23 protein-coding genes are annotated in these 26,849 nt (G+C 66.8%); 13 read left to right on the plus strand and 10 right to left on the minus strand.

Annotated elements, in window-relative coordinates:
* Positions 1-24 precede the first annotated feature (24 nt).
* From AC1DZY_RS18980 to lpxB, 10 genes are all read left to right on the plus strand, one after another.
* Positions 25-786: an isoprenyl transferase gene (locus tag AC1DZY_RS18980; protein WP_476821702.1), complete on the plus strand. Its 762-nt coding sequence runs from the start codon at positions 25-27 to the stop codon at positions 784-786.
* Positions 783-1,613, plus strand: coding sequence for a phosphatidate cytidylyltransferase (locus AC1DZY_RS18985; protein ID WP_476821703.1), 831 nt, complete (start codon positions 783-785; stop codon positions 1,611-1,613). The genes AC1DZY_RS18980 and AC1DZY_RS18985 overlap by 4 nt, the downstream gene beginning before the upstream one ends.
* Positions 1,614-1,619: 6 nt before the next feature.
* Positions 1,620-2,798 carry a 1-deoxy-D-xylulose-5-phosphate reductoisomerase gene (dxr, locus tag AC1DZY_RS18990; protein WP_476821704.1) on the plus strand — a complete coding sequence of 393 codons (1,179 nt, stop codon included), beginning with the start codon at positions 1,620-1,622 and terminating at the stop codon, positions 2,796-2,798.
* Positions 2,799-2,821: 23 nt separating this feature from the next.
* Entirely contained in the window at positions 2,822-3,970 is a 1,149-nt protein-coding gene (gene rseP, locus AC1DZY_RS18995; protein ID WP_476821705.1) for an RIP metalloprotease RseP, read from the plus strand.
* A gap of 296 nt (positions 3,971-4,266) precedes the next feature.
* Positions 4,267-6,720 (plus strand): outer membrane protein assembly factor BamA, encoded by a 2,454-nt coding sequence (gene bamA / locus AC1DZY_RS19000; protein WP_476821706.1) that lies wholly within the window; start codon positions 4,267-4,269, stop codon positions 6,718-6,720.
* 39 nt (positions 6,721-6,759) lie between these two features.
* Entirely contained in the window at positions 6,760-7,821 is a 1,062-nt protein-coding gene (gene lpxD / locus AC1DZY_RS19005; RefSeq protein ID WP_476821707.1) for a UDP-3-O-(3-hydroxymyristoyl)glucosamine N-acyltransferase, read from the plus strand.
* 181 nt (positions 7,822-8,002) lie between these two features.
* Positions 8,003-8,476 carry a 3-hydroxyacyl-ACP dehydratase FabZ gene (fabZ, locus tag AC1DZY_RS19010; RefSeq protein ID WP_476821708.1) on the plus strand — a complete coding sequence of 158 codons (474 nt, stop codon included), beginning with the start codon at positions 8,003-8,005 and terminating at the stop codon, positions 8,474-8,476.
* Positions 8,477-8,510: 34 nt separating this feature from the next.
* Positions 8,511-9,320: an acyl-ACP--UDP-N-acetylglucosamine O-acyltransferase gene (lpxA, locus tag AC1DZY_RS19015; RefSeq protein ID WP_476821709.1), complete on the plus strand. Its 810-nt coding sequence runs from the start codon at positions 8,511-8,513 to the stop codon at positions 9,318-9,320.
* Positions 9,317-10,180 carry an LpxI family protein gene (locus AC1DZY_RS19020; RefSeq protein WP_476821710.1) on the plus strand — a complete coding sequence of 288 codons (864 nt, stop codon included), beginning with the start codon at positions 9,317-9,319 and terminating at the stop codon, positions 10,178-10,180. The genes lpxA and AC1DZY_RS19020 overlap by 4 nt, the downstream gene beginning before the upstream one ends.
* Positions 10,177-11,346, plus strand: a complete 1,170-nt coding sequence (gene lpxB, locus AC1DZY_RS19025) for a lipid-A-disaccharide synthase (RefSeq protein ID WP_476821711.1) — start codon at positions 10,177-10,179, stop codon at positions 11,344-11,346. Before AC1DZY_RS19020 ends, lpxB begins: the two co-directional genes overlap by 4 nt.
* Positions 11,347-11,400: 54 nt before the next feature.
* Here lpxB and gltA read toward each other — a convergent pair whose 3' ends face one another.
* Entirely contained in the window at positions 11,401-12,690 is a 1,290-nt protein-coding gene (gene gltA, locus AC1DZY_RS19030; RefSeq protein WP_476821712.1) for a citrate synthase, read from the minus strand.
* A gap of 298 nt (positions 12,691-12,988) precedes the next feature.
* Complete coding sequence (gene gltX, locus AC1DZY_RS19035) at positions 12,989-14,407, minus strand: glutamate--tRNA ligase (protein ID WP_476821713.1); 1,419 nt, start codon at positions 14,405-14,407, stop codon at positions 12,989-12,991.
* A gap of 184 nt (positions 14,408-14,591) precedes the next feature.
* Between gltX and AC1DZY_RS19040 the strand changes: the two genes are divergently transcribed.
* Complete coding sequence (locus tag AC1DZY_RS19040) at positions 14,592-16,853, plus strand: ComEC/Rec2 family competence protein (protein WP_476821714.1); 2,262 nt, start codon at positions 14,592-14,594, stop codon at positions 16,851-16,853.
* Here AC1DZY_RS19040 and lexA read toward each other — a convergent pair.
* The 8 genes from lexA to AC1DZY_RS19080 form a co-directional block, all read right to left on the minus strand.
* Positions 16,847-17,551 carry a transcriptional repressor LexA gene (lexA, locus tag AC1DZY_RS19045; RefSeq protein ID WP_476821715.1) on the minus strand — a complete coding sequence of 235 codons (705 nt, stop codon included), beginning with the start codon at positions 17,549-17,551 and terminating at the stop codon, positions 16,847-16,849. The genes AC1DZY_RS19040 and lexA overlap by 7 nt on opposite strands.
* Positions 17,552-17,654: 103 nt before the next feature.
* A complete protein-coding gene (locus AC1DZY_RS19050) occupies positions 17,655-18,866 on the minus strand; it encodes a molybdopterin molybdotransferase MoeA (protein WP_476821716.1) in 1,212 nt (403 codons plus the stop codon).
* Positions 18,866-19,348 carry a cyclic pyranopterin monophosphate synthase MoaC gene (gene moaC, locus AC1DZY_RS19055; protein WP_476821717.1) on the minus strand — a complete coding sequence of 161 codons (483 nt, stop codon included), beginning with the start codon at positions 19,346-19,348 and terminating at the stop codon, positions 18,866-18,868. The genes AC1DZY_RS19050 and moaC overlap by 1 nt, the downstream gene beginning before the upstream one ends.
* Entirely contained in the window at positions 19,345-20,160 is an 816-nt protein-coding gene (trpC, locus tag AC1DZY_RS19060) for an indole-3-glycerol phosphate synthase TrpC (RefSeq protein ID WP_476821718.1), read from the minus strand. Before trpC ends, moaC begins: the two co-directional genes overlap by 4 nt.
* Before the next feature lie 4 nt (positions 20,161-20,164).
* On the minus strand, positions 20,165-21,178 hold the full coding sequence (trpD, locus tag AC1DZY_RS19065; RefSeq protein ID WP_476821719.1) for an anthranilate phosphoribosyltransferase: 1,014 nt from the start codon (positions 21,176-21,178) through the stop codon (positions 20,165-20,167).
* A gap of 16 nt (positions 21,179-21,194) precedes the next feature.
* Entirely contained in the window at positions 21,195-21,812 is a 618-nt protein-coding gene (locus AC1DZY_RS19070) for an anthranilate synthase component II (protein WP_476821720.1), read from the minus strand.
* Between the two features lie 73 nt (positions 21,813-21,885).
* Positions 21,886-23,403 carry an anthranilate synthase component I gene (gene trpE, locus AC1DZY_RS19075; protein ID WP_476821721.1) on the minus strand — a complete coding sequence of 506 codons (1,518 nt, stop codon included), beginning with the start codon at positions 23,401-23,403 and terminating at the stop codon, positions 21,886-21,888.
* 2 nt (positions 23,404-23,405) lie between these two features.
* Entirely contained in the window at positions 23,406-25,319 is a 1,914-nt protein-coding gene (locus AC1DZY_RS19080; RefSeq protein ID WP_476821722.1) for a peptidylprolyl isomerase, read from the minus strand.
* A gap of 204 nt (positions 25,320-25,523) precedes the next feature.
* Between AC1DZY_RS19080 and tpiA the strand changes: the two genes are divergently transcribed.
* Complete coding sequence (tpiA, locus tag AC1DZY_RS19085; protein WP_476821723.1) at positions 25,524-26,285, plus strand: triose-phosphate isomerase; 762 nt, start codon at positions 25,524-25,526, stop codon at positions 26,283-26,285.
* 141 nt (positions 26,286-26,426) lie between these two features.
* Positions 26,427-26,825 (plus strand): preprotein translocase subunit SecG, encoded by a 399-nt coding sequence (gene secG / locus AC1DZY_RS19090; RefSeq protein ID WP_476821724.1) that lies wholly within the window; start codon positions 26,427-26,429, stop codon positions 26,823-26,825.
* The last annotated feature ends 24 nt before the right edge of the window (positions 26,826-26,849 follow it).

A 26,849-nucleotide genomic window follows, 5' to 3' on the forward strand; every position in this document is an offset into this window, starting at 1 on the left:
CGCGGCGTGCAACGAGGCACGGGAATGTCAGCAGACCAGCGTCAGGGCGATCAGGCGGCGTGCCCTGCCCATGTCGCCATCATCATGGATGGCAACGGGCGCTGGGCGCAGATGCGCGGCCTGCCCCGGCAGGAGGGGCATCGGCGTGGGCTCGAGGCGCTGCGCCGCACGGTCAAGAACGCCGGAGAGCTCGGCGTCGAGATCCTGACGCTCTACAGCTTTTCGACAGAGAACTGGCGCCGGCCCCAGGCGGAAGTCTCGTTCCTGATGGGCCTGCTCAGGCGGTTCGTCGAGAAGGATCTCGCCGAACTCGATGCCTCCGGGGTCAAGGTGCGCATCATCGGCGGTCGCGACGACCTCGCGCCCGACCTGCGCCGGCTGGTCGAGCATGCCGAAACGGTGACCCGCCACAACACAAGGATGACGCTGGTCGTCGCCTTCAACTACGGTTCGCGCGACGAGATCGCCCGCGCGGCGAAGCGTCTGGCGGTCGACGCCGCGGCTGGCCGCATCGACCCCAACGCGATCGACGAGGCGATGATCTCGACCCATCTCGACACCGCCGACCTGCCCGATCCCGAACTGGTGATCCGGACATCCGGAGAAACCCGCATCTCGAATTTCCTGCTCTGGCAGGCCGCCTATGCCGAATTCATCTTCACCCCGGTGCTTTGGCCCGATTTCGACCGCGCCGCGCTCGAAGAAGCGCTGGCCGAGTACCGTCGACGCGAACGCCGTTTCGGCGGACTGTCGGCCGCCGTCGACCGCAATGTGGGCGTCGCGTGAATGAACCGGCGCCCAGCGCTGTGTCGGCCGGCCCGGGCGAGCTGAAGCTCAGGGTCGTCTCGGCGCTGGTACTGGCGGCCGGCGTGCTCGCCACGACGTTCTGGGGCGGCTGGCCTTTTAAAATCGTCTGGACGCTGGTCGCCGGCCTGGTCGCCTATGAGTGGCTCTCGATCGTGAGCCAGCGCAATGCCGTCGCGGGTGGCATTGGCGTCGTGCTGGCGGGCCTGATGCTCGGCTTTTCGCCTGCGAGCGCTCCAGCTCTTGCAGGCGTCGCGGCGCTGGCGGCTCTGATCGGGGCGGTGCTGACGCCACTTTCGCGCGACAAGCTCGCATTGGAAGCCTGCGGCGTCGCCTATGCGCTTGCCTTCGCGCTGGTGACTCCGGCCTTGCGCGCCTTACCCGATTTGGGTCTTGCGATCATCATCTGGAGCTTCGCCGTGGTCTGGTTGACCGACATCGCGGCTTATTTCACGGGGCGAGCGCTGGGCGGCCCCAAATTGATGCCGCGCTTCAGCCCAAAAAAGACATGGTCCGGCGCAATCGGTGGCGTGGCCGCTGGCATGCTGGGGGGCTATGCCGTCTGGAGTCTGACGCCGCAGGCTCCGGCAGTCTTGGGGCCTGGCCTCGTGCTCGCGCTCTCGCTCGCCGGATCCGTCGTCAGCCAGGCGGGAGACCTCTTCGAATCGGCGATCAAGCGCCGCTTCGGCGCCAAGGATTCGAGCCGCCTGATCCCCGGCCATGGCGGCTTTCTTGATCGTCTCGACGGCTATTGGGCTGTGCTGGTGCTCGCCGGCATGCTGCTCTTCCTGGTCAGCCTCGGATTTTGAAGGCTCATGCGTCGCACCGTCACCCTGCTTGGAGCCACCGGCTCGATTGGCCGCTCGACCCGTGACGTCGTCGCCGAAAATCCCGACCGCCTTGCGATCGCAGCCGTCGTCGGCGGCAGCGACGCTCAAGCCCTCGCCCGCGTCGCCATCGAGACAGGCGCGCGCTTCGCCGCGCTCGCCGACGAGGCTGGCGGGGCGGCGCTGGCCGAGGCGCTGGCCGGCAGCGGCATCGGCCATGGGGCAGGGCGCTCGGCCGTGTTCGACGCCGTTGCCATGCCCAGCGACATTGTCGTCAGTGCGATCTCGGGTGCGGCGGGGCTGGAGGCGACCTTCGCCGCGCTGACGCCGGGGCGTGTCGTCGCGCTCGCCAACAAGGAGAGTCTCGTCTGCGCTGGGGGCGCCGTGATGGCGCGGGCGCAGGCTGTCGGCGCACACATCCTGCCGCTAGATTCCGAGCATAACGCCCTGTTCCAGGTGCTTGGCCGGGAGCCGATCTCGGCGATCCACAGCATGACGCTGACGGCGTCGGGCGGGCCGTTCCGGACCTGGAGCGCGGAACGGATTGCGGCGGCGAGGCCGGAGGAGGCTTTGGCGCATCCGAACTATGCCATGGGCGCGAAGATCACGATCGATTCGGCCAGCATGATGAACAAGGGGCTGGAGCTGATCGAGGCCTGCTTCCTGTTCGGCCTGCGTCACGACCAGCTCGAGGTGCTCGTCCACCCCCAGCAGATCGTCCATGGCCTGGTGACCTTCCGCGACGGCTCGGTCAGCGCCGGCATGGCGTTACCGGACATGCGCGTGGCCGCAGCCCATTGCCTCGGCGTCGATGGGCGGCTCGATGCGCCAAAGGCGCGCTTCCTCGATCTGGCGAAGGCCGAACCGTTGACTTTCACGCCGCCCGATCTCGCGCGCTTTCCGGCGCTTGGACTGGCGATGGCTGCTCTGGCGCAGGGCGGCGCCATGCCGGCGATCCTCAACGCCGCCAACGAGATCGCGGTCGCGGCATATCTTGCCGGTGCAATCCCGTTTCCGGGCATCGCCGCCCTCGTCGACGCGGTCTGCAGCCAGAATGTGATCGAGATGGCTGCTCCCGTCGATGTCGAAGCCGCGCTCGCCATTGACCACGATGCCAGAAAGCGCGCGCGTGCACTCTTGTCGCGCGCCGCGTTCGCTGCCACCTAAGGGCATAGAATCGGGAGTTTTCGATGGAATTCGCAGCGACAATCTGGAATGCCGGCTCGTCCACGCTGGGCTATGTCGTCCCGTTCCTGTTCGTCCTGACCATCGTCGTGTTCGTGCACGAACTCGGGCATTTCCTTGTCGGCCGCTGGTGCGGCGTCGATGTAAAGGTGTTCTCGATCGGCTTCGGACGCGAGCTCTTCGGCTTCAACGACAGGCACGGAACGCGCTGGCGCTTCGCGCTGATTCCACTCGGCGGCTACGTCAAGTTTTCTGGCGACGCCGACGCCTCCAGTGCTCCTGACGCGGCCGGGGTCGCCGGCATGACGGCAGAGGAGCGCGCACGTTCCTTCCCGGCCCAGTCGATCGCCGAACGCGCTGCCGTCGTCGCGGCCGGGCCGATCGCCAATTTCCTGCTCGCCATCGCGATCTTCGCAGCCACCGTCTTCTTCTTCGGCAAACAGATCCTGATTCCACGGATCGACCAGGTCGTCGCCGGCAGCGCGGCCGAGCGGGCGGGGTTGCGCTCGGGCGACCTCGTCACGGCGGTCGATGGCCAGCCGATCGGCAGCTTCAGCGACATGCAGCGCGTCATCTCGGTGCGCCCCAATGAGGTTGTCTCAGTCACGATCGAACGCGCGGGCGCCATTCTGACCGTGCCGGTGACGCCGGCGCTGGTGGAAAACAGCACACCGCTGGGCAAGCAGCGGCTCGGCGTGATCGGCGTGCAGGCCTCGCGCAAGGCCGAGGACTGGACGACGAAGCAGTTCGGCCTGGTCGAATCGCTCCAGAACGGCGTCCACGAGACCTGGTATGTGGTCGAGCGCACCTATGACTACATCGGCAAGCTGATCAGCGGCCGCGAATCGACCGACCAGCTCTCTGGCCCGATCCGGATCGCTCAGGTCTCCGGCATGGTGGCCTCGAATGGCGGCCTGCTCGCCCTGATCAACCTTGCGGCGATCCTGTCTGTCTCGATCGGCCTGATGAACCTCCTGCCGGTGCCGATGCTCGATGGCGGGCACCTCATGTTCTATCTGATCGAGGCGTTGCGCGGCCGGCCGCTGAGCGAAAGGGCGCAGGAAATCGGATTCCGCGTCGGGCTCGGCCTCGTGCTGATGTTAATGTTGTTCGTAACCTGGAACGATCTCGTTCACGTTCGCTCACTGCTCTGAGGCACGGGATCAGCCGCGAAATCTCGTCGCTTTGCGGCAAAATAGCGGCAAGACGCGTGGCCCGGCGGCAACGAGGGGGCTAAAAATATTTTGTTAACGACAATGCCGGTTTGCACCCTGCGGGAAACTTTGTAGAAGCGATTGGACTGCAATGTCTCCGTGCTGCTGCTCAAACGCGGCAGTCCCCGTTTGGGGTGGCGACCTGAGAAAATGGAATAGGCGACCCGATGACGTCGACCCAAAAGAGCCTGTCATTCAAAACGCGGCTCTCTCGATCAGTCGGACTTACGGCCTTTATGGTGGCCGTGAGCGGTGGCGTGGCGTTTGCGCAGGCCGTGATTGTCCAGGGCAATCGAAGCGTTGATGCGGAAACGATCCGCACCTATGCCGCCGGGCAGGGCGGCCAGCAGGACATTCGCCAGAATCTGATGGCGACCGGCCTGTTCTCCAGCGTCCAGGTGAGCCGCCGCGGCTCCCAGACCGTGATTTCGGTGCGTGAGAACGACACGATCAATCGCGTCGCGTTCGAGGGTAACCGCCGCCTGAAGAGCGAGGTTCTGCTCCAGCAGGTTCAGTCCAAGGCCCAGGGCCCGATGAGCCAGACACTCATCGACGCAGACGTCGTGCGCCTGAAGGATGCCTATCGTCGCGCCGGCTATGGCCTGACCTCCGTGAGCGGGCGCATCGCGCCGCTGCCCAACGGCCGTTCCGACGTGGTCTTCACCGTCGTCGAGGCCGGCAAGACCGGCATCAAGTCGATCAATTTCTCCGGCAACGGCGCATATTCGTCGGGTCGCCTGCGCGATCTGATGACCTCGACGGAGTCGAACTTCCTCAGCTTCGTCAAGACCTCGGACGTCTATGACGCCGAGCGTATCGCCTCCGACCTCGAGTTGATCCGCCGCTTCTATCTGAAGAACGGCTATGCCGACTTCCAGATCGCGTCGAACAACGCCCGCTTCGATGATGCGCAGGGCGGCTGGATTCTCGACATCGCGATCGATGAAGGCCCGCAATACCGCGTCGGCAACGTCTCGGTCGATTCGCGGCTTCGCGACATCGATCCTGCCTCGCTCCAGCGCCTGCTGGCGACTTCGTCGGGCGATACCTACAACGCCGAAGCCGTCGAGAAGTCGCTGCTCGTCCTGACCACGGAAGTTTCGCGGCGCGGCTATGCCTTCGCGCAGGTCCGTCCGCGCGGTGATCGTGACGCCGCGGGCCGGCTGATCGGCATCACCTATGTCGTCGACGAAGGCCCGCGGGTCTATGTCGAGCGCATCAATGTGCGCGGCAACACCCGCACGCGCGACTATGTCGTGCGCCGCGAGGTCGATCTCGGCGAGGGCGACGCCTATAACAAGGTGCTGGTTGATCGTGCCGAGCGCCGTCTGAACAATCTCGGCTTCTTCAGCAAGGTCCGCATCACCAACGAGCCGGGCTCCACGCCTGACCGGGTCATCGTCAACATCGATGTCGAGGACAAGGCGACGGGCTCGTTCTCGATCGCGGGCGGCTACTCGACCACCGATGGTGTTATCGGCGAGGTCTCGCTATCTGAATCGAACTTCCTCGGCCGTGGCCAGTTCGTCCGCATTGCCGGCACGCTCGGACAGCGCACGCAGGGCGTCGATTTCTCCTTCACCGAGCCTTACTTCCTCGGCCGGCGCATCGGTGCAGGTTTCGACCTGTTCTCGAAGTACAACGACAATTACAACACCGGCCGTTTCGAGAGCCGCGTGAACGGTGGCCAGGTCCGCCTGACCTTCCCGATCACGGAAGAGTTTTCGATCACGCCGCGCTATTCGCTCTACACGACCGAGATCAAGGTCCCGAACACCACCGAACGGCCGTATAATGACTGCGCTATTCCGGTGCAGGGTGTCACGCCGGGAACGCTGGGGACGTTTGCATCCACTCCGCTGTTGAACTGCCTGACCAATGGCGAAGCCACGATCGCGGTGAAGGAAGCCGCGGGCACGACGCTGACCTCGCTTGTCGGCGTGAATTTCAATTACAACTCGCTCGACAACTACCAGAACCCGCGCAATGGCGTTCTGATGGAACTGAAGCCGGAGTTCGCCGGTGTCGGCGGTGATTCGAAGTTCCTCCGTGTCGCAGCCGATGCGCGCTACTACCGCGAGATTTTCGACGACGTCGTCGGCTTCGCCCGCCTCCAGGGCGGCCATGTCCAGTCGACCAGCGGCGAACTGCGCATGATCGACCACTACTTCCTCGGACCGACGCTGGTGCGCGGCTTCGCGCCGTCCGGCATTGGCCCGCGCGACGTGCTGAACGACCCGACGGCCAACGCACTGGGCGGCACGACCTATTTCGGCGGTTCGCTCGAAATGCAGTTCCCGCTGTTCGGCTTGCCGCGTGATCTCGGCCTGCGCGGCGCGGTCTTCGCCGATGCCGGCACGCTGTTCAACTACGACGGCGGCTCCAACGCCATCACGACGGGTGGCTTTGCCGGTTGCCCGGCGGGTGCGACGCCGCGTCAGTTCAAGGTCGCGACGACCTCGATCTACCAGTCGAACGTGGCTTGCGTACGCGACAAGAACGTTATCCGTTCGTCGGTCGGCGTGTCGCTGCTCTGGCAGTCGCCGCTCGGTCCGATCCGGTTCGACTATGCCTACGCCCTCTCGAAGGACGATGGCCAGATCGGCATCAACCCGGCGAACGGCCTTGCCGGCCGTTACGGTGGCGACCGGCTCCAGGCGTTCCGCTTCTCGGGCGGCACCCGCTTCTGACGCAGCGGGGCGTTCCTCGCCCCGCTCCGGACCTTTTTCATGTCAGAACCACAGTTCTTTCCCGTCGCGACCTCGCTTGATTTCAGCGAGGTCGCTGTCATTTCGGGCGCATCGCTACCCGAAGGCGTCGACCCGGCGCGGCAAGTCACGGGGGCTGCGGCTCTCGAGGCCGCCGGCCCGTCCGATATCGCCTATATGGACAACCCGAAATACACCGACGCGCTCGCGGCGACCGCCGCAGGCTTGTGCCTCGTCTCACCTCGCTTTGCCGCGCGCGTGCCCGCCGGCACGGTAGCGCTGGTGTCGCCGGCCCCCTACCACGCCTTCGCCCGCATTCTGTCCCGCTTCTTCCCGGCGGCCCTGAAACCGGGTTCGATGTTCGGCGCGCAGGGTGTCGCGCCCGGCGCGTTCGTTCACGCCACCGCGGTGATCGAGGCCGGCGTCACGATCGACCCGGGCGCGGTCGTCGGCCCCGGCGCCGAGATCGGTTCGGGGACCGTCGTTGGCTCCCATGCCGTCATCGGCCCGCAGGTTCGCATCGGCCGCGACTGCGCGGTCGGCTCGGGCAGCACGCTGCAATCGACGCTGATCGGCAACCGCGTCATTATCCATCCCGGCGTCCGCATCGGCCAGGACGGCTTCGGCTTCGCCATGAGCCCCAAAGGCCATATGAAGGTGCCGCAAATTGGCCGCGTCATCATCCAGGACGATGTCGAGATCGGCGCCAACACCTGCATCGACAGGGGCGCCAGCCGCGACACGGTGATTGGCGAAGGCACCAAGATCGATAACCTCGTCCAGATCGGCCATAACTGCGTCATTGGTCGCCATTGCGTCATCGTCTCGCAGGTCGGTATCGCCGGCTCCTCGACGCTCGAGGATTTCGTGGTGCTCGGCGGTCAGGTTGGTCTCGCCGGACATCTGACGATCGGCATGGGCGCGCAGGTTGCGGCGCAGAGCGGCGTCGCCGGCGATATTCCGCGCGGCGCCAAATATGGCGGCTATCCCGCGCAACCGGCACTTGCCTGGGCGCGCGAGAGCGCCTTCATCAGAATGCTCGTCGCAAAGCGGGGCAAGGCCTCCGGCAAATCCGACGCTTGAGGCATTGGCGACAACACTTTGCGCCAGCAGACGGATTCGGCTTGCTGCCGTCTGAGCTTGCCCGGCAAATCACCATCGCGATTGCGACGAAAACGGGTGGTTGGCCTCGCCGACCGAGATGGATAAAACAAATCGAGAGTGCGACGCCCGGCAAGAGGCTCGCATCGACAATGGAAGCGCCATGACCGAACCCGCCATGACCGAACCGACGAAAATCCTGGGCGTCGCCGACATCCAGAAGATCATGGCCTGCATTCCGCACCGCTATCCGTTCCTGCTGGTCGATCGCGTCGTCGATATCGATGGCGATGAATCCGGCATCGGCATCAAGAACGTGACGATGAACGAGCCCCAGTTCACCGGGCACTTTCCCGGCCGCCCGGTCTTCCCCGGCGTGCTGATGATCGAGGCGATGGCGCAGACGGCCGGCGTGCTCGTCGTCAACGCGCGCGGCATCGACGACGCGGCGGTCACCAGCGTGCTCTTCACCACGATCGACAAGGCCAAGTTCCGCAAGCCGGTCATCCCCGGCGACACGCTGCGCTTTCACCTGACCAAGATCACCCGCAAGCGCAACCTCTACTTCTATCGCGGCGAGGCCCGGGTCGATGGAGTGCTGGTGGCCGAGGCCGATCTCTCGGCCATGGTCGTTTGAGCCGCATGATCTGCAAGTTCAGGGCAATGAATCAATGAGCGCGACCATCCATCCGATGTCGGTCGTCGAACCGGGCGCGCGTCTCGGCGACGGCGTCCGCATCGGCCCCTTCTGCACCGTTGGTCCCGACGTGACGCTGGCTGCTGGCGTAGAACTCATCAGCCATGTCGCCGTGGCCGGCCACACATCGATCGGCGAACGCACGAAGATCTATCCCTTCGCCTCGATCGGCCATCCGCCGCAGGATCTGAAGTATCATGGCGAAGCCTCGACGCTAACGATCGGCGCCGATTGCATGATCCGCGAGGGCGTCACCATGAATCCCGGCACAGAGGGTGGCGGGATGAAGACGGTGATCGGCGACAAGTGCTTCTTTCTCGCCAACTCCCATGTCGCCCATGACACCCAGATCGGCGACAGCGTCATCTTCTCCAACAACGTCATGTGCGCGGGCCATGTGAAGGTCGGCAACTTCGTCATCGTCGGCGGCGGCACCGGCCTGCACCAGTTCATCCGGGTCGGCGACCACGCCTTCATCGGCGGCGGCGCGGGCGTGATGCACGACGTCATCCCCTTCGGGATGGTCCGCGACAACCCCGCCCATCTCGCCGGACTGAACCTGGTCGGCCTGCGCCGGCGCGGTTTTTCGCGCGAGCACATCCATGAACTGCGCCGCGCCTACCGTCTGCTTTTCGCCGACGAAGGCACCCTGTCGGAGCGCGTCGAGGATGTCGCCAGCGAATTCGCCTCGCATCCGCTGATCCACGAGATCCTCGACTTCATCCGCAGCGGCGGCGAGCGCGCAATCTGCGTGCCCCATGACGTCAACGCGCCGGATCGGTGACCGCCGACGTCCCAGACGCCGCGACGCTGCGCGGGCCGCTCGCGATCATAGCCGGCGGCGGCGACTATCCACCCGAACTGGCGCGGATTGTGGCCGGCCGTGGCGAGCGCCTCTTCGTGGCGGCGCTGGATGGCGCGGCTGATCCAACGGCGTTCGGGCAGGTCGATATCGCAAGCTATCGGCTTGGGCAGCTCGGACGCCTGCTTGAGGATTTAAAGCGCCGCGAAGTTTCCGACCTCGTACTGATCGGCTCGCTGCCACGACCAAGTTTCGGCGCGCTTCGGCCGGAAGCTTCGACGCTGAAATACCTGCCCCACTTCGCCCGAGCCTTTAAGGGCGGCGACGACCATCTGCTGCGCGGCGTCGTCAGCTTCTTCGAGGCACAGGGCTTTCGCGTTCATGGCCCTGCCGAAATCGCTCCCGGTCTGACTGCCGCTCAGGGGCCGCTCGGCCGCAAGCGCGCCACGCCTGCTCAGCACGAGCTGATTGCGCGCGGGTTTGCCTTGCTTTCGGCCTTGTCACCCTTCGATGTCGGGCAGGCGGCGATCATGGCCGATCACCGCGTCATCGCGATCGAAGCCGCGGAAGGCACGGACGCAACGATCGCGCGCGTCGCGGATCTGATCGCAAGCGGGCGGCTCAAGCTTGGCAAGGGTGATGGCGTCCTGGTCAAGGCACCCAAGGAAACCCAGGATCTGCGCGTCGACATGCCCGCGATCGGTCCCGAGACCTTGCGTAGAGCTGCCGAAGCGGGCCTCGCCGGAATCGCGCTCAAAGCCGGTCGCGTGCTTATCGGCGACAACGCCAGGCTCGGCCGCCTTGCAGATCAACTCGGTCTCTTTGTGGAAGGCGTTCCATGAGCCGGCCTTTCCGGCTTGCCATCATCGCCGGCGAGGCCTCGGGCGATGCATTGGCGCTGCGCTTCCTTGCGGCTCTTCGCGAACGGCTGGGAGCGCGCCAGCTGGAGCTTGCCGGGGTCGGCGGGCAGGCCCTGATCGAGCAAGGGCTGACGCCGCTCTTCGCACAGGCCGATATCGCTGTGATGGGCTTTGGGCCGGTCATCGCGCGGTTGCCGCTGCTCCTGCGCAGGATGGAGGATGCCGCCAGGGGCGTCGCCGCCTTCGCGCCCGACCTGCTGCTGACCATCGATGCGCCGGACTTCACCCTGCGCGTCGCGAAGAAGGTCCGCGCCCGCGCGCCCGCCATCCCGATCGTCCACTGGGTCTGCCCCAGCGTCTGGGCCTGGCGTTCGGGCCGGGCCCGCCGCATGGCTCCCCACGTCGACCGGATCCTGGCGCTGCTGCCCTTCGAGCCGGCCGCGCTGGAACGATTGCACGGCCCCAGAACGGTCTATGTCGGGCATCCTTTGATGGAGCGGCTGGGCGAGATGCGCCCCGATGCAGCCGAGGCAGTCATCCGCGCCGAAGCGGAGCGGCCGGTCATCCTCGTGCTGCCGGGCAGCCGTCGTTCCGAAATCAATCATCTGATGCCGGCTTTCGGCGGCGCGGTCGAACAGATTGCGGTGGTGTTGCCGAAGGCTCGCTTCCTGTTGCCGGCGGTGCCGCGGCTGCAGGCCCCGATCGAAGAGCAGATCGCCTCGTGGCCGGTCAAGCCGGAGATCGTGCTTGGCGAGGCCGCGAAATACGCCGCCTTCCGGCAGGCGCGCGCCGCGCTCGCGGCTTCTGGCACCGTGACCCTGGAACTGGCCTTGGCGCAGGTGCCGACGGTCGCCGCCTACCGTGGCGCAGCCTGGGAGGCTGCGATCGCCAAGCGCCTGATCAAGCTGCCGAGCGTGATCCTGCCGAACCTCATTCTCGGCCGCAGCGTCGTGCCCGAGTTCATCCAGGAGACCGCAACGCCCGAAGCCTTGAGCCGGCATATGCTCGACGCCGTCGCGGAAGGACCGGCGCGACGACTTCAGTTGGACGGCTTCGCCGAGGTCGAGACCATCATGTCAGCGGCTGGAGCCAGCCCTGCCGCCAACGCCGTCGAGGCCACCCTGGCCCTCGTGAACGCGCATCGCTGAACGAAAAAGGGCGCACCGACCAGCGGCGCGCCCTTCTGCTACGGACTGGATCGTTCAGCGCCGGCCGATCGGCGAGTATTCGCGCTGCGGCGCGCCGGTGTAGAGCTGGCGCGGACGGCCGATCCTCTGGGACGGATCCTCGATCATTTCCTTCCACTGCGCGATCCAGCCGACGGTCCGGGCCAGCGTGAACAGCACCGTGAACATCGAGGTCGGGAAACCCATCGCCTTGAGCGTGATGCCCGAATAGAAATCGATGTTCGGATAGAGCTTCTTTTCGATGAAGTAGGGGTCGGACAGCGCGATACGTTCGAGTTCGATGGCGACATCGAGCAGCGGGTCGTCCTTGATGCCGAGTTCGTTCAGGACCTCATGCGTGGTCTTCTGCATGATCTTGGCGCGCGGGTCGTAGTTCTTGTAGACGCGGTGCCCGAAGCCCATCAGGCGGAACGGATCGTTCTTGTCCTTGGCCTTGGCGATGTATTTCGGGATGTTCTCGACGGTCCCGATCTCCTCCAGCATCTTCAGCGCAGCCTCGTTGGCGCCGCCATGGGCGGGGCCCCACAGGCAGGCCGCACCGGCCGCGATGCAGGCGAAGGGGTTTGCGCCCGACGAGCCCGCGAGGCGGACCGTCGAGGTCGAGGCGTTCTGCTCGTGGTCGGCATGCAGGATGAAGATACGGTCGAGCGCGCGCGAGAGCACCGGATTGACCTTGTAGTCCTCGGCCGGCACGGCAAAGCACATGCGCAGGAAATTCGAGGTGTAGTCGAGCGAGTTGAGCGGATACACGAAGGGCTGGCCGACCGTGTATTTATACGCCATGGCGGCGAGCGTCGGCACCTTGGCGATCATCCGCATCGATGCGATCATGCGCTGATACGGATCGGAGATGTCGGTCGAGTCATGATAGAAAGCCGAGAGCGCACCGATCGAACCGACCATCACCGCCATCGGATGCGCGTCGCGCCGGAAGCCCTGGAAGAAGCGGGCCATCTGCTCGTGCACCATGGTGTGGCGCGTCACGCGGTAGTCGAAATCGGCCTTCTGCGACGCGGTCGGCAACTCGCCTTCGAGCAGCAGGTAGCAGGTCTCGAGAAAGTCGCCATGCTCGGCAAGCTGCTCGATCGGGTAGCCGCGATAGAGCAGGATGCCCTCGTCGCCGTCGATATAGGTGATCTGGGATTCACAGCTCGCCGTCGAAGTGAAGCCGGGGTCAAAGGTGAACATCCCGGTCTGGGCGTAGAGCTTGGCGATGTCGATGACGGAGGGGCCGATCGAGCCCTTCTTGATCGCCATGTCGAGCGTTTTCCCGTCGACCTGGAGCTGGCTGCTGTTTCCGCTCATCGATACCGATCCTTTCAGGCTCGCTGCTGTTCAACCGACGTGCCGCCCGGTCCAGCTCCGACCTGTTTCGCACGAGACATATTCATCATCGGAACGTCTCGAGGTGACGGGCCTGTGACGGAACGGCAAATGCGGATCGGGGTGGTATGCGCGGTTCATCCGACTGATATTCAAGCAATATTTGTGCCCCTCCCGCCGGGCGGCGGAACCGGCCACATGGCGCGTCACTAGACCATTTGCATGAGGGGTTCAACCGAGCCGAAAGACGGTCGGAGCCCTGCCGAACACATGCCGGATTTCAGGCCTGGTCGGCCAGCCGCGCAAGAGTCTCCTCGCGCCCGAGCACCGCCATCACGTCGAACAGGCCAGGCGACATCGCCCGCCCCGTCAACGCTGCCCGCAGCGGCTGCGCCGCCTGACCGAGCTTCAGGCCATGCTCCTCGGCAAAGCCGCGCACCGCGCCTTCCAGCGCCTCCGTCGACCAGTCGTTGATCGCCGAAAGCTTGTCCGCGAGGCCTGGCAGGCGCTGCTTGCCGGCATCGTCGAGCAGGGTAGCGGCCTTGGCGTCGAGCTTCAGGGGCCGCTTGGCGTAGAGATAATAGGCGCTGTCGACGAGCTCGATCAGGGTCTTGGCGCGCTCCTTCAGCCCGGGCATGGCGGCAAGGAAGCTCGCCTCAAGCTCAGGCGACAGCACCGCCGGCAGACCGCGCTCGGGTCCGATCTCGGGAAGGATCGTCTTCAGGGCCTCAAGCAGGTCGTGATCGTCGGACTGGCGCATATAGAGCCCGTTCAGGCTCTCCAGCTTGGCATAATCGAACCGCGCTGCGGAACGCCCGATCGAGGAGAGGTTGAACAGGTCGATCATCTCCTGCGTCGAGAAAATCTCCTGGTCGCCATGGCTCCAGCCCAGCCGCAGCAAATAGTTGCGCAGCGCGATCGGCAGGTAGCCCATCGCGCGATAGGCGTCGACGCCGAGTGCGCCATGGCGCTTGGAGAGCTTGGCTCCATCGGCGCCATGGATCAGCGGGATGTGCGACATGCTCGGCACGCTCCAGCCCATCGCCTGATAGATCTGCGTCTGCCGCGCGGCGTTGGTCAGATGGTCGTCGCCACGGATGACGTGGGTCACGCCCATGTCGTGATCGTCCACGACGACCGCGAGCATGTAGGTCGGGTTGCCGTCGGAGCGCAGCAGCACCAGATCGTCGAGGTTCTCGTTTTGCCAGACGACGCGGCCCTGAACCTCGTCCATCACCACGGTCTCGCCGGTCTGCGGCGCCCGCAGGCGGATCACCGGCTTGACGCCGGCGGGCGCGGTCGCGGGATCACGATCGCGCCAGCGGCCGTCGTAACGCATCGGCTTGCCGGCGGCCTTGGCCTGCTCGCGCATCTCGTCGAGCTCGGCAGGCGTCGCATAGCAGTAATAAGCGTTACCTGCGGCCAGCATCGCCTGCGCGACCTCGCGATGCCGCTCGGCGCGGGCGAACTGGTAGACGGTGTCGCCGTCCCAATCGAGCCCGAGCCAGGCCAGCCCGTCGAGGATCGCCGCGATCGCCGGCTCGGTCGAGCGCTCGCGATCGGTGTCCTCGATGCGCAGCAGCATCTTGCCGCCATGCCGGCGGGCATAGAGCCAGTTGAACAGCGCCGTCCGCGCCCCGCCGATATGTAGGAAGCCGGTGGGCGAGGGGGCAAAGCGCGTAACGACGGCGTCGCTCATGAAAACAAGGCTCCAGCCGGGCCAGATCAACGGCAGCCCGGGGCAAACAGGGAATTTCCGCCGGAGCAGCATGACAACCGGCGCGGCCGCTGTAACATGGGCGAGCCGTCCGCGTTAAGCGCAAGATCGCGGGCGGTTTGTCCTCGTTGCGCTGGCTCCCGCACCCGCCGGAGGCACCAAGCCGATGCAGTCGGCCTTGCCCGAGCTGACCACGCCGCGCGGCGCGCAGGTTCGCGTCCTGCGTCCGCGCCTGCCGGTCATCAGGCTGGACGGGGCAGGGCTTGCGCTCGCGGCCCGGGACTGGGGCCGACGTCTGAATGCCGCCCTGGCTGCCGAGGCCGAACGCCGCCGGCTTTTCCTTTGGCTGCCGGTGATGATGGGCGTCGGCATCCTGCTCTATTTCGCCGCCGACCGGGAACCTGCGCTCTGGGCGTCTCTGGCGGGATTTTCGATCGCCGGCGTGGCGGCGCTGCTGATGCGACACAAGCTACCGGCGCTGTATCTGTGCTTGGGCGTCGCCGCCGCCTTCGTCGGCTTTGCCGCCGCGACCTGGCGCACGGCCTCGATCGCGACACCGATCCTCGACCGGCCGCGCATCGGCCAGCTCAGCGGCTATGTCGAATCGGTCGAGGCGCGCGACGTCGGCGCCAGGTTGGTTGTGCTCGTCACCGGCATCGCCGGCGTCGAGCCGGAGCGGCAGCCCCGACGCGTCCGCGTCAACATTAAAGCGGGTTCGGTATCGCCCGGCGACCACATTTCGGCCAATGCCCGCCTGCTGCCGCCACCGGGACCGGCACGGCCGGGCGGTTATGATTTCGGCCGCGATGCGTTCTTCAAGGGCATCGGCGCGGTCGGCAACATTCCCGGCAAGATCGTCCTGTCTCCACCGCAGCGTCCGCCGCCGCCCGAACTTGCACTCGCCGTGATGATCGATCGCGCCCGCAACGCCCTGACGCAACGCATCGCCAGTGTCGGCGGCGGACAGGCAGGCGCGATGGCGGCAGCGCTTGTCACCGGCAAGCGCGGGCTGATCACGGAGACGACCAACACCGACCTGCGCGCGGCCGGCATCTACCACATCGTCTCGATCTCCGGCCTGCACATGGTGCTGGCGGCGGGCACCATCTTCGGCATCGTGCGCGCGCTGCTCGCCTTGTCGCAAACGCTCGCCTTGTGCTGGCCGATCAAGAAGATCGCGGCCTGCGCGGCGATGCTTGGGGCCTTCGGCTATTGCGTCTTCTCCGGCTCCGACGTCGCGACGGTGCGCTCGCTGATCATGACGCTGGTCATGCTCGGTGCGATCCTGGTCGACCGGCCGGCGCTGAGCATGCGCAACCTCGCGCTTGCCGCCATCATCGTCCTGCTGCGGGAACCCGATGCATTGCTCGGGCCGAGCTTTCAGATGTCATTTGGCGCGGTCGCGGCGCTCATCGCCTTCGCCGAACGCTGGGAGGAGCGCGAACGATCCGCGCCGCCTTCACCCTGGCCCTGGCCGCTGCGCCCACTCTGGATTGCCGCCAGCGGGATCGTCGTCACGACATTGCTCGCCACGGCGGCGACAGCGCCGTTCGGCGCCTATCACTTCCAGACCTTCAACCCATTCGGCCTCCTCGGCAATGCGCTCGCCTTGCCCTTCGTCTCGCTGATCGTGATGCCCGCAGCGGTCTTCGGCGTGCTCGCCTATCCGCTCGGCCTAGACTGGCCGGCCTGGGCGGCGATGGGCTTTGCATCGGACCTCGTCCTGAAGCTCGCCCATTGGGTCGCGACGATCGACCATTCGACGCTGATCATCCCGGCCTTCGGCACGGTGGCGCTCGGCTGCTTTTCGGCCTGCCTGCTCTGGGCGACGCTGTGGAGCACGAAGCTGCGCCTGCTCGCCATCCTGCCGCTGGCGACAGGCGTCGCGGTTGCTGCCAAGCCCGAACGGCCCGACATCCTGATCGAGCGCGATGGCTCCGGCATCGCCGTGCGCGGTCCCGACGGCCGCCTGCTTCTTGCCGGCCGCCCCAGCGCCTTCGTCGTCCAGCAATGGCTGACCGCCGATGGCGACAGCCGCCCGCCCACGGACGCATCGCTGCGTCAGGGCGTTGCCTGCGACACGCTCGGCTGCGTCATTCGCGGCAAGGATGGCCGCAGCATCGTCTATGCTCGCGAGCGCATCGCGAGCATCGAGGATTGTCGACGCGCCGACCTCGTGGTGACGCCGATCCCGTGGTCGGCAGTCTGCGACGCGAAACTGATCGACCGCATGGCGCTCGGCCGTGATGGTGCGACCTCACTGGTCAGCCGCGTCGGGGGCTGGCGAACACTGCAATCGGAACGCCCGGATGCCGAGCGCCCATGGACAAGACGGGCAGCCTCAGCGGCGCGTCCCGTCCAGCAGCAAACCCCGGCGCCGGCTGTTGCCGACGAAGCCAGCGGTGCGGAGACCGACAGCCTTCAGTAGCGCCGCATCAGGTTGACGAGTCGGCCCTGAATCTTGACCCGGTCGGGCCCGAGCACGCGGGTCTCGTAGGCGGGGTTGGCAGCCTCCAGCGCGATCGACGACCCACGCTTGCGCAGGCGCTTCAGCGTCGCTTCCTCGTCGTCGATCAGCGCCACGATGATGTCGCCGGTATTGGCGGTGTCCTGCCTGCGGATGACGACGGTATCGCCGTCGAGAATGCCGGCCTCGACCATCGAATCGCCGCGCACCTCCAGCGCGTAATGCTCGCCGGCTCCAAGCATGTCGGCGGGCATAGAGACATTGTGGCTGCGGCTCTGGATCGCCGAGATCGGCGTGCCGGCCGCGATCCGCCCCATGACCGGAATGGCGATGGTCGAGCGGATATCCTCATCGGGCGTCGAGGACGCTGGCCTGACCTTGCCGAGACCACCCTGTACGACCGAAGGACTGAAGCGTCCGCGCGGGCTCTGCGCACCGGCCACGCCATCGGGCAGCTTGATCACCTCGAGCGCGCGCGCGCGGTTCGGCAGCCTGCGGATGAAGCCGCGCTCCTCGAGCGCCATGATCAGGCGATGGATGCCCGATTTCGATTTCAGGTCGAGCGCATCCTTCATCTCGTCGAAGGAGGGAGGTACGCCGCTTTCACGCAGGCGCTCCTGGATAAAGCGAAGCAGTTCGAACTGTTTGCGTGTCAGCATGGTCCCCGCCGGCGCGATGATCGACGTTCTGGCCAAGGCTTGGCGCAGAATCGAAACAAATCACGAACACCATACACGTTCGTGTTGTGTTCCACAAGCAGGCCTAGCGCAGGCGGATGATCCGGCAGGGATCGCCCTGCCTTGCAGCCGGGGCAAAGGCGGGGCGGATCGCCAGAGCCTGCGCGCGCGCCAGCGTCCCCAGCATCGAGGAATCCTGCCTGGTGAAAGGCGTGACCTGCCAGCCGGCCGCGATCGGTGCGAGGTCGGAGCGCAGATAATCCTCGCGCTCGTCATTGGCCGGCATGTCACTGCCGAGGAAGGCCGGCTCGCTCCTGTCGCGCTCGGGTGCATCCATGCCGAGCAGCGCCTCGATCAGCGGCACGACGAAGAGATGCCCGCAGACGATCGACGCCACCGGATTTCCCGGCAGACCGACGGCGACCATCGCTCCGAGCCGGCCCATCATCATCGGCTTACCAGGCCGCATTGCGATCTTCCAGAAACCGAGAGCCATCCCTTGCGCCTTCAGCGCCGACTGGACGAGATCGTGCTCTCCGACAGATGCGCCCCCCAACGTGATCAGGACATCCGCGCCGGAGGCTTTCGCCGCCTCGATCTTGGCGGCGAGGTCGGGGTGGTTGTCGCGCGCGATGCCGAGATCGAGGACGATGCCTCCCGCAGCCTCGACGATCGCGGCCAGCGAAAAGCTGTTGGATGCGACGATCTGGTCGGGCCCGACAGGCTCGCCGGGCAGGACGAGTTCGTCGCCGGTGGCCAGGATCGCGACCAGCGGCTTGCGCCGCAGCGTCAGCGCAGGATGACCGCCGGCGGCGGCGAGGCCGAGCGCCGCGCTGTCGAGGACGCGCCCGGCTGGCAGCAAGACGTCGCCGTCGCGGAAGTCGAGCCCGGCCGGGCGCACGAAGCGGCCCCTGCTTGTGGTCTCGCGCACCCGGATTGTCGCTGTCCCGACGCCATCGGCGTTCTCCTGGATCAGGATCGCATCGGCGCCGGCGGGGATCGGCGCGCCGGTGAAGATGCGCACGGCCTCGCCCGCACCAAGCGCCCTCGCGAAGGCGCGCCCGGCGGCGGATTCTCCGATGACAGCGAGTTCTTGCCCCGCCGCGCAATCCTCGGCGCGGACCGCATAGCCGTCCATCGCCGAATTGGCGAAAGGCGGCTGCGTCCTGAGCGCGATAATGTCGGCGGCGAGCACCCGGCCGGCGCATTGCGCAAGCGGCAGGCTCTCGCCCGGCGTCGGGCCGGGAACGCTGTCGAGCAGCGCGCGCAGAGCCACCTTGACCGGCGTCAGCGCCATCAGACCGCCTTGGCCTCGTAGACGCCTGACTTGCCGCCGGATTTATGGATGAGTCGTATGCCTTCGATCCGCATGGCGCGGTCGACCGCCTTGACCATGTCGTAGACCGTCAGGCAGGCGACCGAGACCGCCGTCAGCGCCTCCATCTCGACGCCGGTCTGGCCTTTCATTCTCACCTCCGCCGTCACGCGCACACCCGGCAGCGCTTCGTCGATGACGAGATCGACCGCGATCTTGCTGATCAGCAGCGGGTGGCAGAGTGGGATCAGCTCATGGGTCCGCTTGGCCGCCATGATGCCGGCGAGACGGGCCGTGCCGAGCACGTCGCCCTTTTTGGCGTCGCCGCGCCGCACGATCGCGAGCGTTTCCGGCAGCATCACGACGCAGCCCTCGGCCACCGCCATGCGCACGGTCTCGGCCTTGTCGCCGACATCGACCATATGGGCCTGGCCCAGCGCGTCGAGATGGCTGAGCCCGGTCACGCGGCGGCCTCGGCGCCGGAGCCGGTCAGCAGATCGCGTGTGGCTGCCGCGACATCGGCCTGCCGCATCAGGCTTTCGCCGACGAGGAAGGTTTCGACGCCGCATCGTTTCAGCCGCAGGATCTCGGCATGGCTGAAGATGCCGCTTTCGCCCACGATGATCCGATCGGCCGGAACACGCGGCGCGAGGCGCTCGGTCACGGCGAGATCGACATGGAAGCTGCGCAGGTCGCGGTTGTTGATGCCGAGCATTTTGCTGCCCAGCACCAGCCCGCGATCGAGCTCGGCCTCGTTATGGACCTCGACCAGCACGTCCATGCCCAAGGCCGTCGCCGTCTCGTTCAGGGCGCGCGCCGTCGCGTCATCGACGCCGGCCATGATGATCAAAATGCAGTCCGCCCCCCAGGCGCGAGCCTCGAACACCTGATAGGGCTCGTAGAGGAAATCCTTGCGCAGCGCCGGCAAGCGCGACGCCTCACGCGCCTGCGTCAGGAACTCCGGCCGCCCCTGGAAGGAGGGCGCGTCGGTCAGCACGGACAGGCAGGCCGCGCCGCCCTCAGCATAGGCGCGCGCCAGTGCAGGCGGATCGAAATCGGCCCGGATCAACCCCTTGGAGGGACTAGCCTTCTTGATCTCTGCGATAAGGGCGGGGTTGCCGGCTTGATGCTTTGCCGTTAGCGCCGCCGCAAAGCCGCGCACGGGCGAGGCCGCCAGCGCCCGCCGCTCGATCTCGGCTTGCGGGATTGCGGCTTTGGCCGCCGCAATCTCCTTGCGCTTGTAGGCTTCGATGGTCGCGAGAATATCGGTCACCACCGCCTCACAGGTTCGAGCTGGCGATCAGCGCAGCCAGCGTCGCCTTCGCCTGGCCGGAATCGATCACGCCGACGGCGCGCGACAAGCCATCGCGCAGATCGCCGGCCTTGCCGGCGACGACGAGCGCAGCGGCGGCGTTGAACGCGGCGATATCGCGAAAAGCCGTATTCTGGCCGTCGAGCACGGCGCGCAGCGCCTGCGCATTCTGGGCCGGCTCGCCGCCGCGCAGATCCTCGGGCCTGGCGCGCGCCAGTCCGACATCCTCGGGGCTGATGCTGAAGCTTTCGACCTTGCCGCCATCGAGCGAAACGACGCGCGTCGGTCCCGTCGTGGTGAGCTCGTCGAGCCCGTCGGAACCATGCACGGCCCAGATGCGCCGGGAACCCAGCGAGGCCAGCACGCGCACCATCGGCTCCAGCCAGGTCTCGGAGAAGGCGCCGACCAGTTGCGTCTTCACCCCGGCGGGATTCGAGAGCGGGCCGAGCAGGTTGAAGATCGTGCGCGTGCCGAGTTCGGTGCGGACGGGGCCGACATGGCGCATCGAGGCATGATGCGTCGGTGCAAACATGAAACCGACGCCGGCCTCCCTGATGCAGCGCTCGGTTGCAGCAGGTTCGAGCCCGACCTTGACGCCAAGCGCGGTCAACACATCGGCCGCGCCGGAACGTGACGACGCCGCGCGATTGCCATGCTTGGCGACCGGCACGCCGCACGCAGCGGTGATGATCGCGGCCAGCGTCGAGACATTGTATGAGCCCGACGCATCGCCGCCGGTGCCGACGATGTCGATCGCATCAGCGGGGGCCGCGACCCTCAGCATCTTGCCGCGCATGGCGCCGACGGCACCTGCGATCTCGTCGGTGGTTTCGCCGCGCACGCGCAGCGCCATCAGGAAGGCCGCCGCCTGCGCGTTGGTCACTTCGCCCGAGAGCATGGCGTCGAAGGCGTCGCGCGCCTCGTCGCGCGAGAGCGTGGCGCCGGTCGCGACCTTGGCGATGAAGGGTTTGAAATCGTCCATGGGAACTCTTGAAGTCTCAGGCTGTCTGGAGAGGGGCGGCGTCGGCGCGTTGGCGCGACCATCGCTCGGCCGACCCGAGAAAATTCCGCATGATCGTCGCGCCATGCTCGGACGCGATGCTCTCGGGATGGAACTGCACGCCATGGACCGGAAGCGCCTTGTGCGAAAGCGCCATGATCAGCCCGTCATCACTCGTCGCTTCGATCTCGAAGGCGGGGGGGCAGCTTTCCCGGGCCACGACCAGCGAGTGATAGCGCGTCGCCTGCAGCGGCCCGTTGATGCCGTAAAAGAGCCCGCGCGACTGGTGCCGGATCGCCGAGATCTTGCCGTGCATCGGCAAGGGCGCGCGCACGACCTCGCCACCGAAAGCCTGCCCGATGGTCTGAAGGCCGAGGCAAACGCCGAAGATCGGCTTCCGCGCCGCGCCCTGCCTCACCAGATCGAGGCAGATGCCGGCCTCGTTTGGCGTGCAGGGGCCAGGCGACAGCACGATCGCGGCATGCTCGCCGCCAAGCGCCTCCTCGACCGAAAGCGTATCGTTGCGACGGACATCGACCTGCGCGCCCAGTCCGCCGATGAGGTGGACGAGGTTCCAAGTGAAGCTGTCGTAGTTGTCGATCAGCAGGATGCGCATGAATTGGGCCGTGATTTCGGGCGAAGGTCATGCACGGTCGAGGGCAGGGCGGTCAAGTTCGCCGCCCCGCGGACTACTGGCCCCGCCGCGCGCCGGCTGCAAACCTGATCGCCTCTTCCGCCGCCTTGAACAGCGCCTTGGCCTTGTTGACGCATTCGGCCTGTTCGGAAGCCGGGTTGGAATCATAGACGATACCGGCGCCGGCCTGGACATGCATGCGGCCGTCCTTGACCACAGCGGTGCGCAGCACGATGCAGGTGTCCATCTCGCCATTGGCGCCGAAATAGCCGATGCAGCCGCCATAGGCGCCGCGCGCATCGTGCTCGAGTTCGTCGATGATCTCCATGGCGCGCACCTTCGGCGCGCCCGAGACCGTTCCGGCCGGAAAACCGGCCGAGAGCGCCGCCAGCGCATCATGCCGCGGATCGATCGCACCCTCGACATTCGAGACGATGTGCATAACCTGGCTGTAGCGCTCAACGAAGAAGGAGTCGGTCACCTTGACCGTGCCGATCTGCGCGACGCGGCCGACATCGTTGCGGCCGAGATCGAGCAGCATCAGATGCTCGGCTCGCTCCTTGGGGTCGGCGAGCAGTTCGACGCCCAGCGCCTCGTCCTCGGCCGGCGTCGCGCCGCGAGGGCGGGTGCCGGCGATCGGGCGGATGGTCACGGTGTCGTCGCGCAGGCGCACCAGGATTTCCGGGCTGGAGCAGACGATCTGGAAGCCGACGAAGTCGAGATAGCACAGGAAGGGCGCGGGATTGACCCGGCGCAGCGCCCGGTAGAGCGCAAACGGCGGCAGCGCGAAGGGCGCCTCGAAACGCTGCGACAGCACGACCTGGAAGATGTCGCCGGCGCGGATATAGTCCTGCGCTGTCGCGACCATCGCGTGGAACGCGGCCTCGCTGGTGTTCGAGACGATCGCCGGCTCCGGCAGATTGGCGATGTCGATGGCGGCATCGGTGGGCAGGGGGCCCTCCAGCGCCATTACCACGGCGTCGAGCCGCTCCAGCGCGTGCTCATAGGCTGCGCGCGCCGGCACGCCCGATTGCGGCCGCACGGGCGTGACGACATGAATCTCGTCGCGCACCGCGTCGAACACCACCATCAGCGTCGGCCGGATCAGGATGGCGTCTGGCACGCCGGTGCCGGTCTCCTTCGGCTCCGGCAGGCGCTCCATCAGCCTGACCATGTCGTAGCCGAGATAACCGAAGACGCCGGCCGCCATCGGCGGCAAGGCGAGATCGTCGTCGGCGATCGCGCTTTCGTCGAGCAAGGCGCGCAGGCTCTCGAAGGCCGGGCGCGGATCGTCCAGAAAGCTCTCGCCCAGCGCCGGGCGGCAGGTGGCAGCCTGCCCGTGATGGCAGCGCCAGATCAGGTCGGGCTCCAGCCCGATCATCGAGTAACGCCCGCGCACGGCGCCGCCCTCGACTGATTCGAGTAGGAAGGCCGGCCCGATGGTGGCGTGGCGCAGCTTCAGGAAAGCGGCGACCGGCGTCTCGCAATCGCCGACCAGCACCTGCCGCAGCACTTGCGGTTGACCGGCCTCGAAGCCTTCCGCGAAGCGGGAAAAATCCGGCTGCGACGGCATGGTCAGTTCTGCGCGCCGCCGGTGGCGTTGCGGAAGGCCGCCTCGTTGATGCTAACGCCGAGATCGGCCTGCCGCTTGCCGACATATTGCGCCAGCATGTCCTCGCTGATGCTGGAGCCGAGCAGGCGGGCGAAGTTCTCGGCCTCCTGCGTCGTGCGCGCATAGGGACCGATGCTGGCGGCGTCGACCTTGAACAGGATGCGCCCGCCATCGGCGCTGGCCGACGAGCCGCTCTTGCCGACGACGGTGCCGAAGATCAGGCTGACGACGTTGACGGGCAGTTCCGGCCGCTGCTCCTGACGGCCGAGATCGGCCGCCTGTTCGGTCGTCAGACCCGCGCCCGAGGCAACCGCGTCGAACGCCTCGCCCTTGTCGAGCCGCGCAACGAGGTCGCGCGTCGCCGTCGCGAGCTTGCTCGCGACTTCATCGGCGCGCCATTGCGCCTCGACGGTCGCTTTGACCTCGTCGAAGGTCCGCTCGCGCGCCGCATCGATCTTGACGACGTCGAACCAGATATAGCCGGTGTCGCGCGGCAGCCTGACCGCCTCGTTGTCGACGCCGATATCGGAGCGGAAGATCGCCTGCACCGTGGCGTCTCCGCCGGGAACCGCAGCCTCGGCCGAGCCATCGGCCTTGCGCAGGCCGGGATCGACCGGCCCGAGCGTACGCAGCGGCAGGCTGAATTCCTTGGCGATCTCCGCCAGCGGCTTGGCGGCGGCGCGCTGATCCTCGATCTTGTCGTGGAGCTCGGTGATCTGGCTTGCGGCTTTGCTGGTCGCGAGCTCCGTCTTGATCTCGGCGGCGACCTCCTCATAGGGGCGCACCCGCTCCGGGACGATCGCGGTCACGCGCAGCAGCACCGTTCCGAAACCGCCAGCGACGGGCGCGCTGACGACGCCCTCGCCAAGTGCGAAGGCGGCGTCGCGCACGGCGGCGTCGAAAAGCTGCGCCTTGGTGAAGGTGCCGAGCACAAGATCCTTTTCGAGGATGTTGCGCGCGAAGGCTGCCGCCTCGAAGGTCTCGCCCTCGTCGATCCGGGTCCTGGCGGCCTGCGCCTCCTCGGCGGTCGGGAAGGCGATCTGCTGGATGGTGCGGGTCTCGGGCGTCGAAAAACGCTGGCCCTTGATTTGCTCGTAGCGCGCCTTGGCCTCGTCATCACCGATGCGGCCGGGATCGGCCAGCGTCTCGGCCGAGATCGCCAGCAGATTGGCGGTGCGGTATTCCGGCGCGCGGAAGCCGGCCTTGCGCTCGTCGTAGAACGTCTTGAGCTGTGCTTCCGTCGGCGCGGCGATCTCGCCGGCGACGCTCGCCGGCACGCGGGCAAAGGTCACGTTGCGCTTCTCGTTGCGCAGGCGATGGCCGATCTCCTGCAGCGCGACGGGTGCGGACACCGCGCCGACCACCATTTCGGCGATCTGCTGGCGCACGATCGTGTTGCGCTGCTCGCGGACGTAGCTCTGCTCGCTATAGCCGTTATTGCGCAGCAACTCGTTGAAGCGGGCCGGCGCGAACTTGCCCGACGCGTCGCGGAAGGTCGGGTCGTCGAAGATCAGGTTGCGGATAGTGTCGTCGGAGACGGCAAGCCGCATGCCCTGCGCCGTCTGGTCGAGCACCGCCTCGGTGACGAGCCGCGACAGCACCTGCCGGTCGAGCCCGAGCGCGCGCGCCATATCGGGCGTGATCTGCCGGCGCTGCTGGCGCGTCAGGTTCTGGATTTCGGTCTGGTAGGCGGTGCGCATCTGCTCGAGGCCGATCTCGGTCTTGCCGACGCGCGCGACCTCGTTGCGGCCATAGCCGCGAAAGATGTCGCCGATGCCCCAGATCGCGAAGGACAGGATCAGGAAGCCGAACATGACGGTGATGATGAGCTTGCCGAGAAAGCCCTGACCCGCCTTGCGGATGCCCTGCATCATCATGTCGTCGATCTTTCCTCAAACATCCCGGCCGAAAATCTCTCGGTCCATGCCGCGATTTCCCGCGCGCACCGGTCTTTCGTCGGCGCTGCTTATAGGAACCGCAGCGCCGGGCCGCAATCATTCCCGCGCGTCTTCGGCCATGGCTGGCGATTGCGGCGGCGGCTTGTCGTTGCTAGAGCCGGCACGACAATCTGGAGACGAAACGTGACGCGCAGCATCAGGCCGCTGGTGGCCGGCAACTGGAAGATGAACGGGCTGAAGGCCGATCTCGCCATCGCAGCCGAGGTCGCCAAGGGATATGGCGCGGATGTGAAGGCGGCCGTCGATCTTGCGATCTGCCCGCCGGCGACCTTGCTGTTCACCGCAAGCGCCGCGCTGATCGGTTCTCGCATCGCCACCGGCGGGCAGGATTGCAGCATGCAGGGCTCGGGCGCCTTCACTGGTGAGGTCTCGGCGCAGATGCTTGCGGACGCCGGGGCGAGCTACGCCATCGTCGGTCATTCGGAGCGTCGCACGCTCCATGGCGAGACCAGCGCCACGGTCAAGGCCAAGGCGCAGGCCGCGCAGAAGGCGCTTCTGGTGCCGATCGTCTGCGTCGGCGAGACCAAGGACGAGCGCGAGGCCGGCAAGGCGCTGGCGGTCGTCAGGAAGCAGTTGCGCGGGTCCGTGCCCGAAGCCTCGACGCCTGCGACCCTGGTCGTGGCCTATGAGCCGGTCTGGGCCATCGGCACCGGCCTGACCCCGACGCCGGCGGATGTGGCGGAGATGCATGAGGCGATCCGCGCCGAACTCGGCAAGCTGCTGGGCAAGGCGCAGGCTGCCGGCGTGCGCCTGCTCTATGGCGGTTCGGTCAAGCCCTCCAACGCGGGCGAGCTGATGAACGTCGCCCATGTCGACGGCGCGCTCGTCGGCGGGGCCAGCCTCAAGGCCGAGGACTTTCTGGCGATTGCCCGCGCCTGCGTTTGACGATCCCTGATCCGGCAGCGATTTGCCGGGTGGTGCGGCCGGCGGGCGCATGCTATGTGCCGCGCCGAGTTCGCTGCAAGCGAGCAGTCGAAGCGGGACGCCCTTGGCGGCGGCCGGCTTCATACCCATTTTCGTGAGACCATGCAGAACGTCCTCATCGTCGTCCATCTGATCATCGTCGTCGCGCTCGTCGGCGTCGTCCTGTTGCAGCGCTCCGAAGGCGGCGGGCTTGGCATGGGCTCGGGCGGCGGCGGAGCGGGCGGCTTCATGACCGGCCGCGGCCAGGCCAACGCCCTGACGCGTGCGACGGCGATCCTGGCGGGGGCGTTCTTCCTGACCTCGATCATCCTGGCGGTGATGGCGACGCATGGCCGCGTCCAGCGCTCGATCATCGACGGCGCTCCCGGCGCCAGCGCGCCGGCGACGCCCGGTGGCCCGAGTGCACCCAATGCGGGCGGCGTTCTCGACCAGCTCAGGCAGCTTCAGGGCCCGGCCGGCGGTTCGCAACCGCCGACGCCGCCGGCAGCGCCGCAGCAGTGACGAAGACAGGGCAGGGGCCGGGCA

Source organism: Allobosea sp. P2_A10, from assembly GCF_056405115.1.

What these genes read in the sequence shown, in the direction of transcription:
- lpxD (WP_476821707.1), top strand. Translation starts at nt 6,760, where the DNA reads ATGTCAGAACCACAGTTCTTTCCCGTCGCGACCTCGCTTGATTTCAGC.
- rseP (WP_476821705.1), top strand. Translation starts at nt 2,822, where the DNA reads ATGGAATTCGCAGCGACAATCTGGAATGCCGGCTCGTCCACGCTGGGC.
- AC1DZY_RS19050 (WP_476821716.1), bottom strand. Translation starts at nt 18,866, where the DNA reads ATGGCGCTGACGCCGGTCAAGGTGGCTCTGCGCGCGCTGCTCGACAGC.
- lpxB (WP_476821711.1), top strand. Translation starts at nt 10,177, where the DNA reads ATGAGCCGGCCTTTCCGGCTTGCCATCATCGCCGGCGAGGCCTCGGGC.
- secG (WP_476821724.1), top strand. Translation starts at nt 26,427, where the DNA reads ATGCAGAACGTCCTCATCGTCGTCCATCTGATCATCGTCGTCGCGCTC.
- trpD (WP_476821719.1), bottom strand. Translation starts at nt 21,178, where the DNA reads ATGGACGATTTCAAACCCTTCATCGCCAAGGTCGCGACCGGCGCCACG.
- fabZ (WP_476821708.1), top strand. Translation starts at nt 8,003, where the DNA reads ATGACCGAACCCGCCATGACCGAACCGACGAAAATCCTGGGCGTCGCC.
- gltA (WP_476821712.1), bottom strand. Translation starts at nt 12,690, where the DNA reads ATGAGCGGAAACAGCAGCCAGCTCCAGGTCGACGGGAAAACGCTCGAC.
- dxr (WP_476821704.1), top strand. Translation starts at nt 1,620, where the DNA reads ATGCGTCGCACCGTCACCCTGCTTGGAGCCACCGGCTCGATTGGCCGC.
- lexA (WP_476821715.1), bottom strand. Translation starts at nt 17,551, where the DNA reads ATGCTGACACGCAAACAGTTCGAACTGCTTCGCTTTATCCAGGAGCGC.
- lpxA (WP_476821709.1), top strand. Translation starts at nt 8,511, where the DNA reads ATGAGCGCGACCATCCATCCGATGTCGGTCGTCGAACCGGGCGCGCGT.
- AC1DZY_RS19040 (WP_476821714.1), top strand. Translation starts at nt 14,592, where the DNA reads ATGCAGTCGGCCTTGCCCGAGCTGACCACGCCGCGCGGCGCGCAGGTT.
- AC1DZY_RS19070 (WP_476821720.1), bottom strand. Translation starts at nt 21,812, where the DNA reads ATGCGCATCCTGCTGATCGACAACTACGACAGCTTCACTTGGAACCTC.
- AC1DZY_RS18980 (WP_476821702.1), top strand. Translation starts at nt 25, where the DNA reads ATGTCAGCAGACCAGCGTCAGGGCGATCAGGCGGCGTGCCCTGCCCAT.
- gltX (WP_476821713.1), bottom strand. Translation starts at nt 14,407, where the DNA reads ATGAGCGACGCCGTCGTTACGCGCTTTGCCCCCTCGCCCACCGGCTTC.
- trpE (WP_476821721.1), bottom strand. Translation starts at nt 23,403, where the DNA reads ATGCCGTCGCAGCCGGATTTTTCCCGCTTCGCGGAAGGCTTCGAGGCC.
- AC1DZY_RS19080 (WP_476821722.1), bottom strand. Translation starts at nt 25,319, where the DNA reads ATGATGATGCAGGGCATCCGCAAGGCGGGTCAGGGCTTTCTCGGCAAG.
- bamA (WP_476821706.1), top strand. Translation starts at nt 4,267, where the DNA reads ATGGTGGCCGTGAGCGGTGGCGTGGCGTTTGCGCAGGCCGTGATTGTC.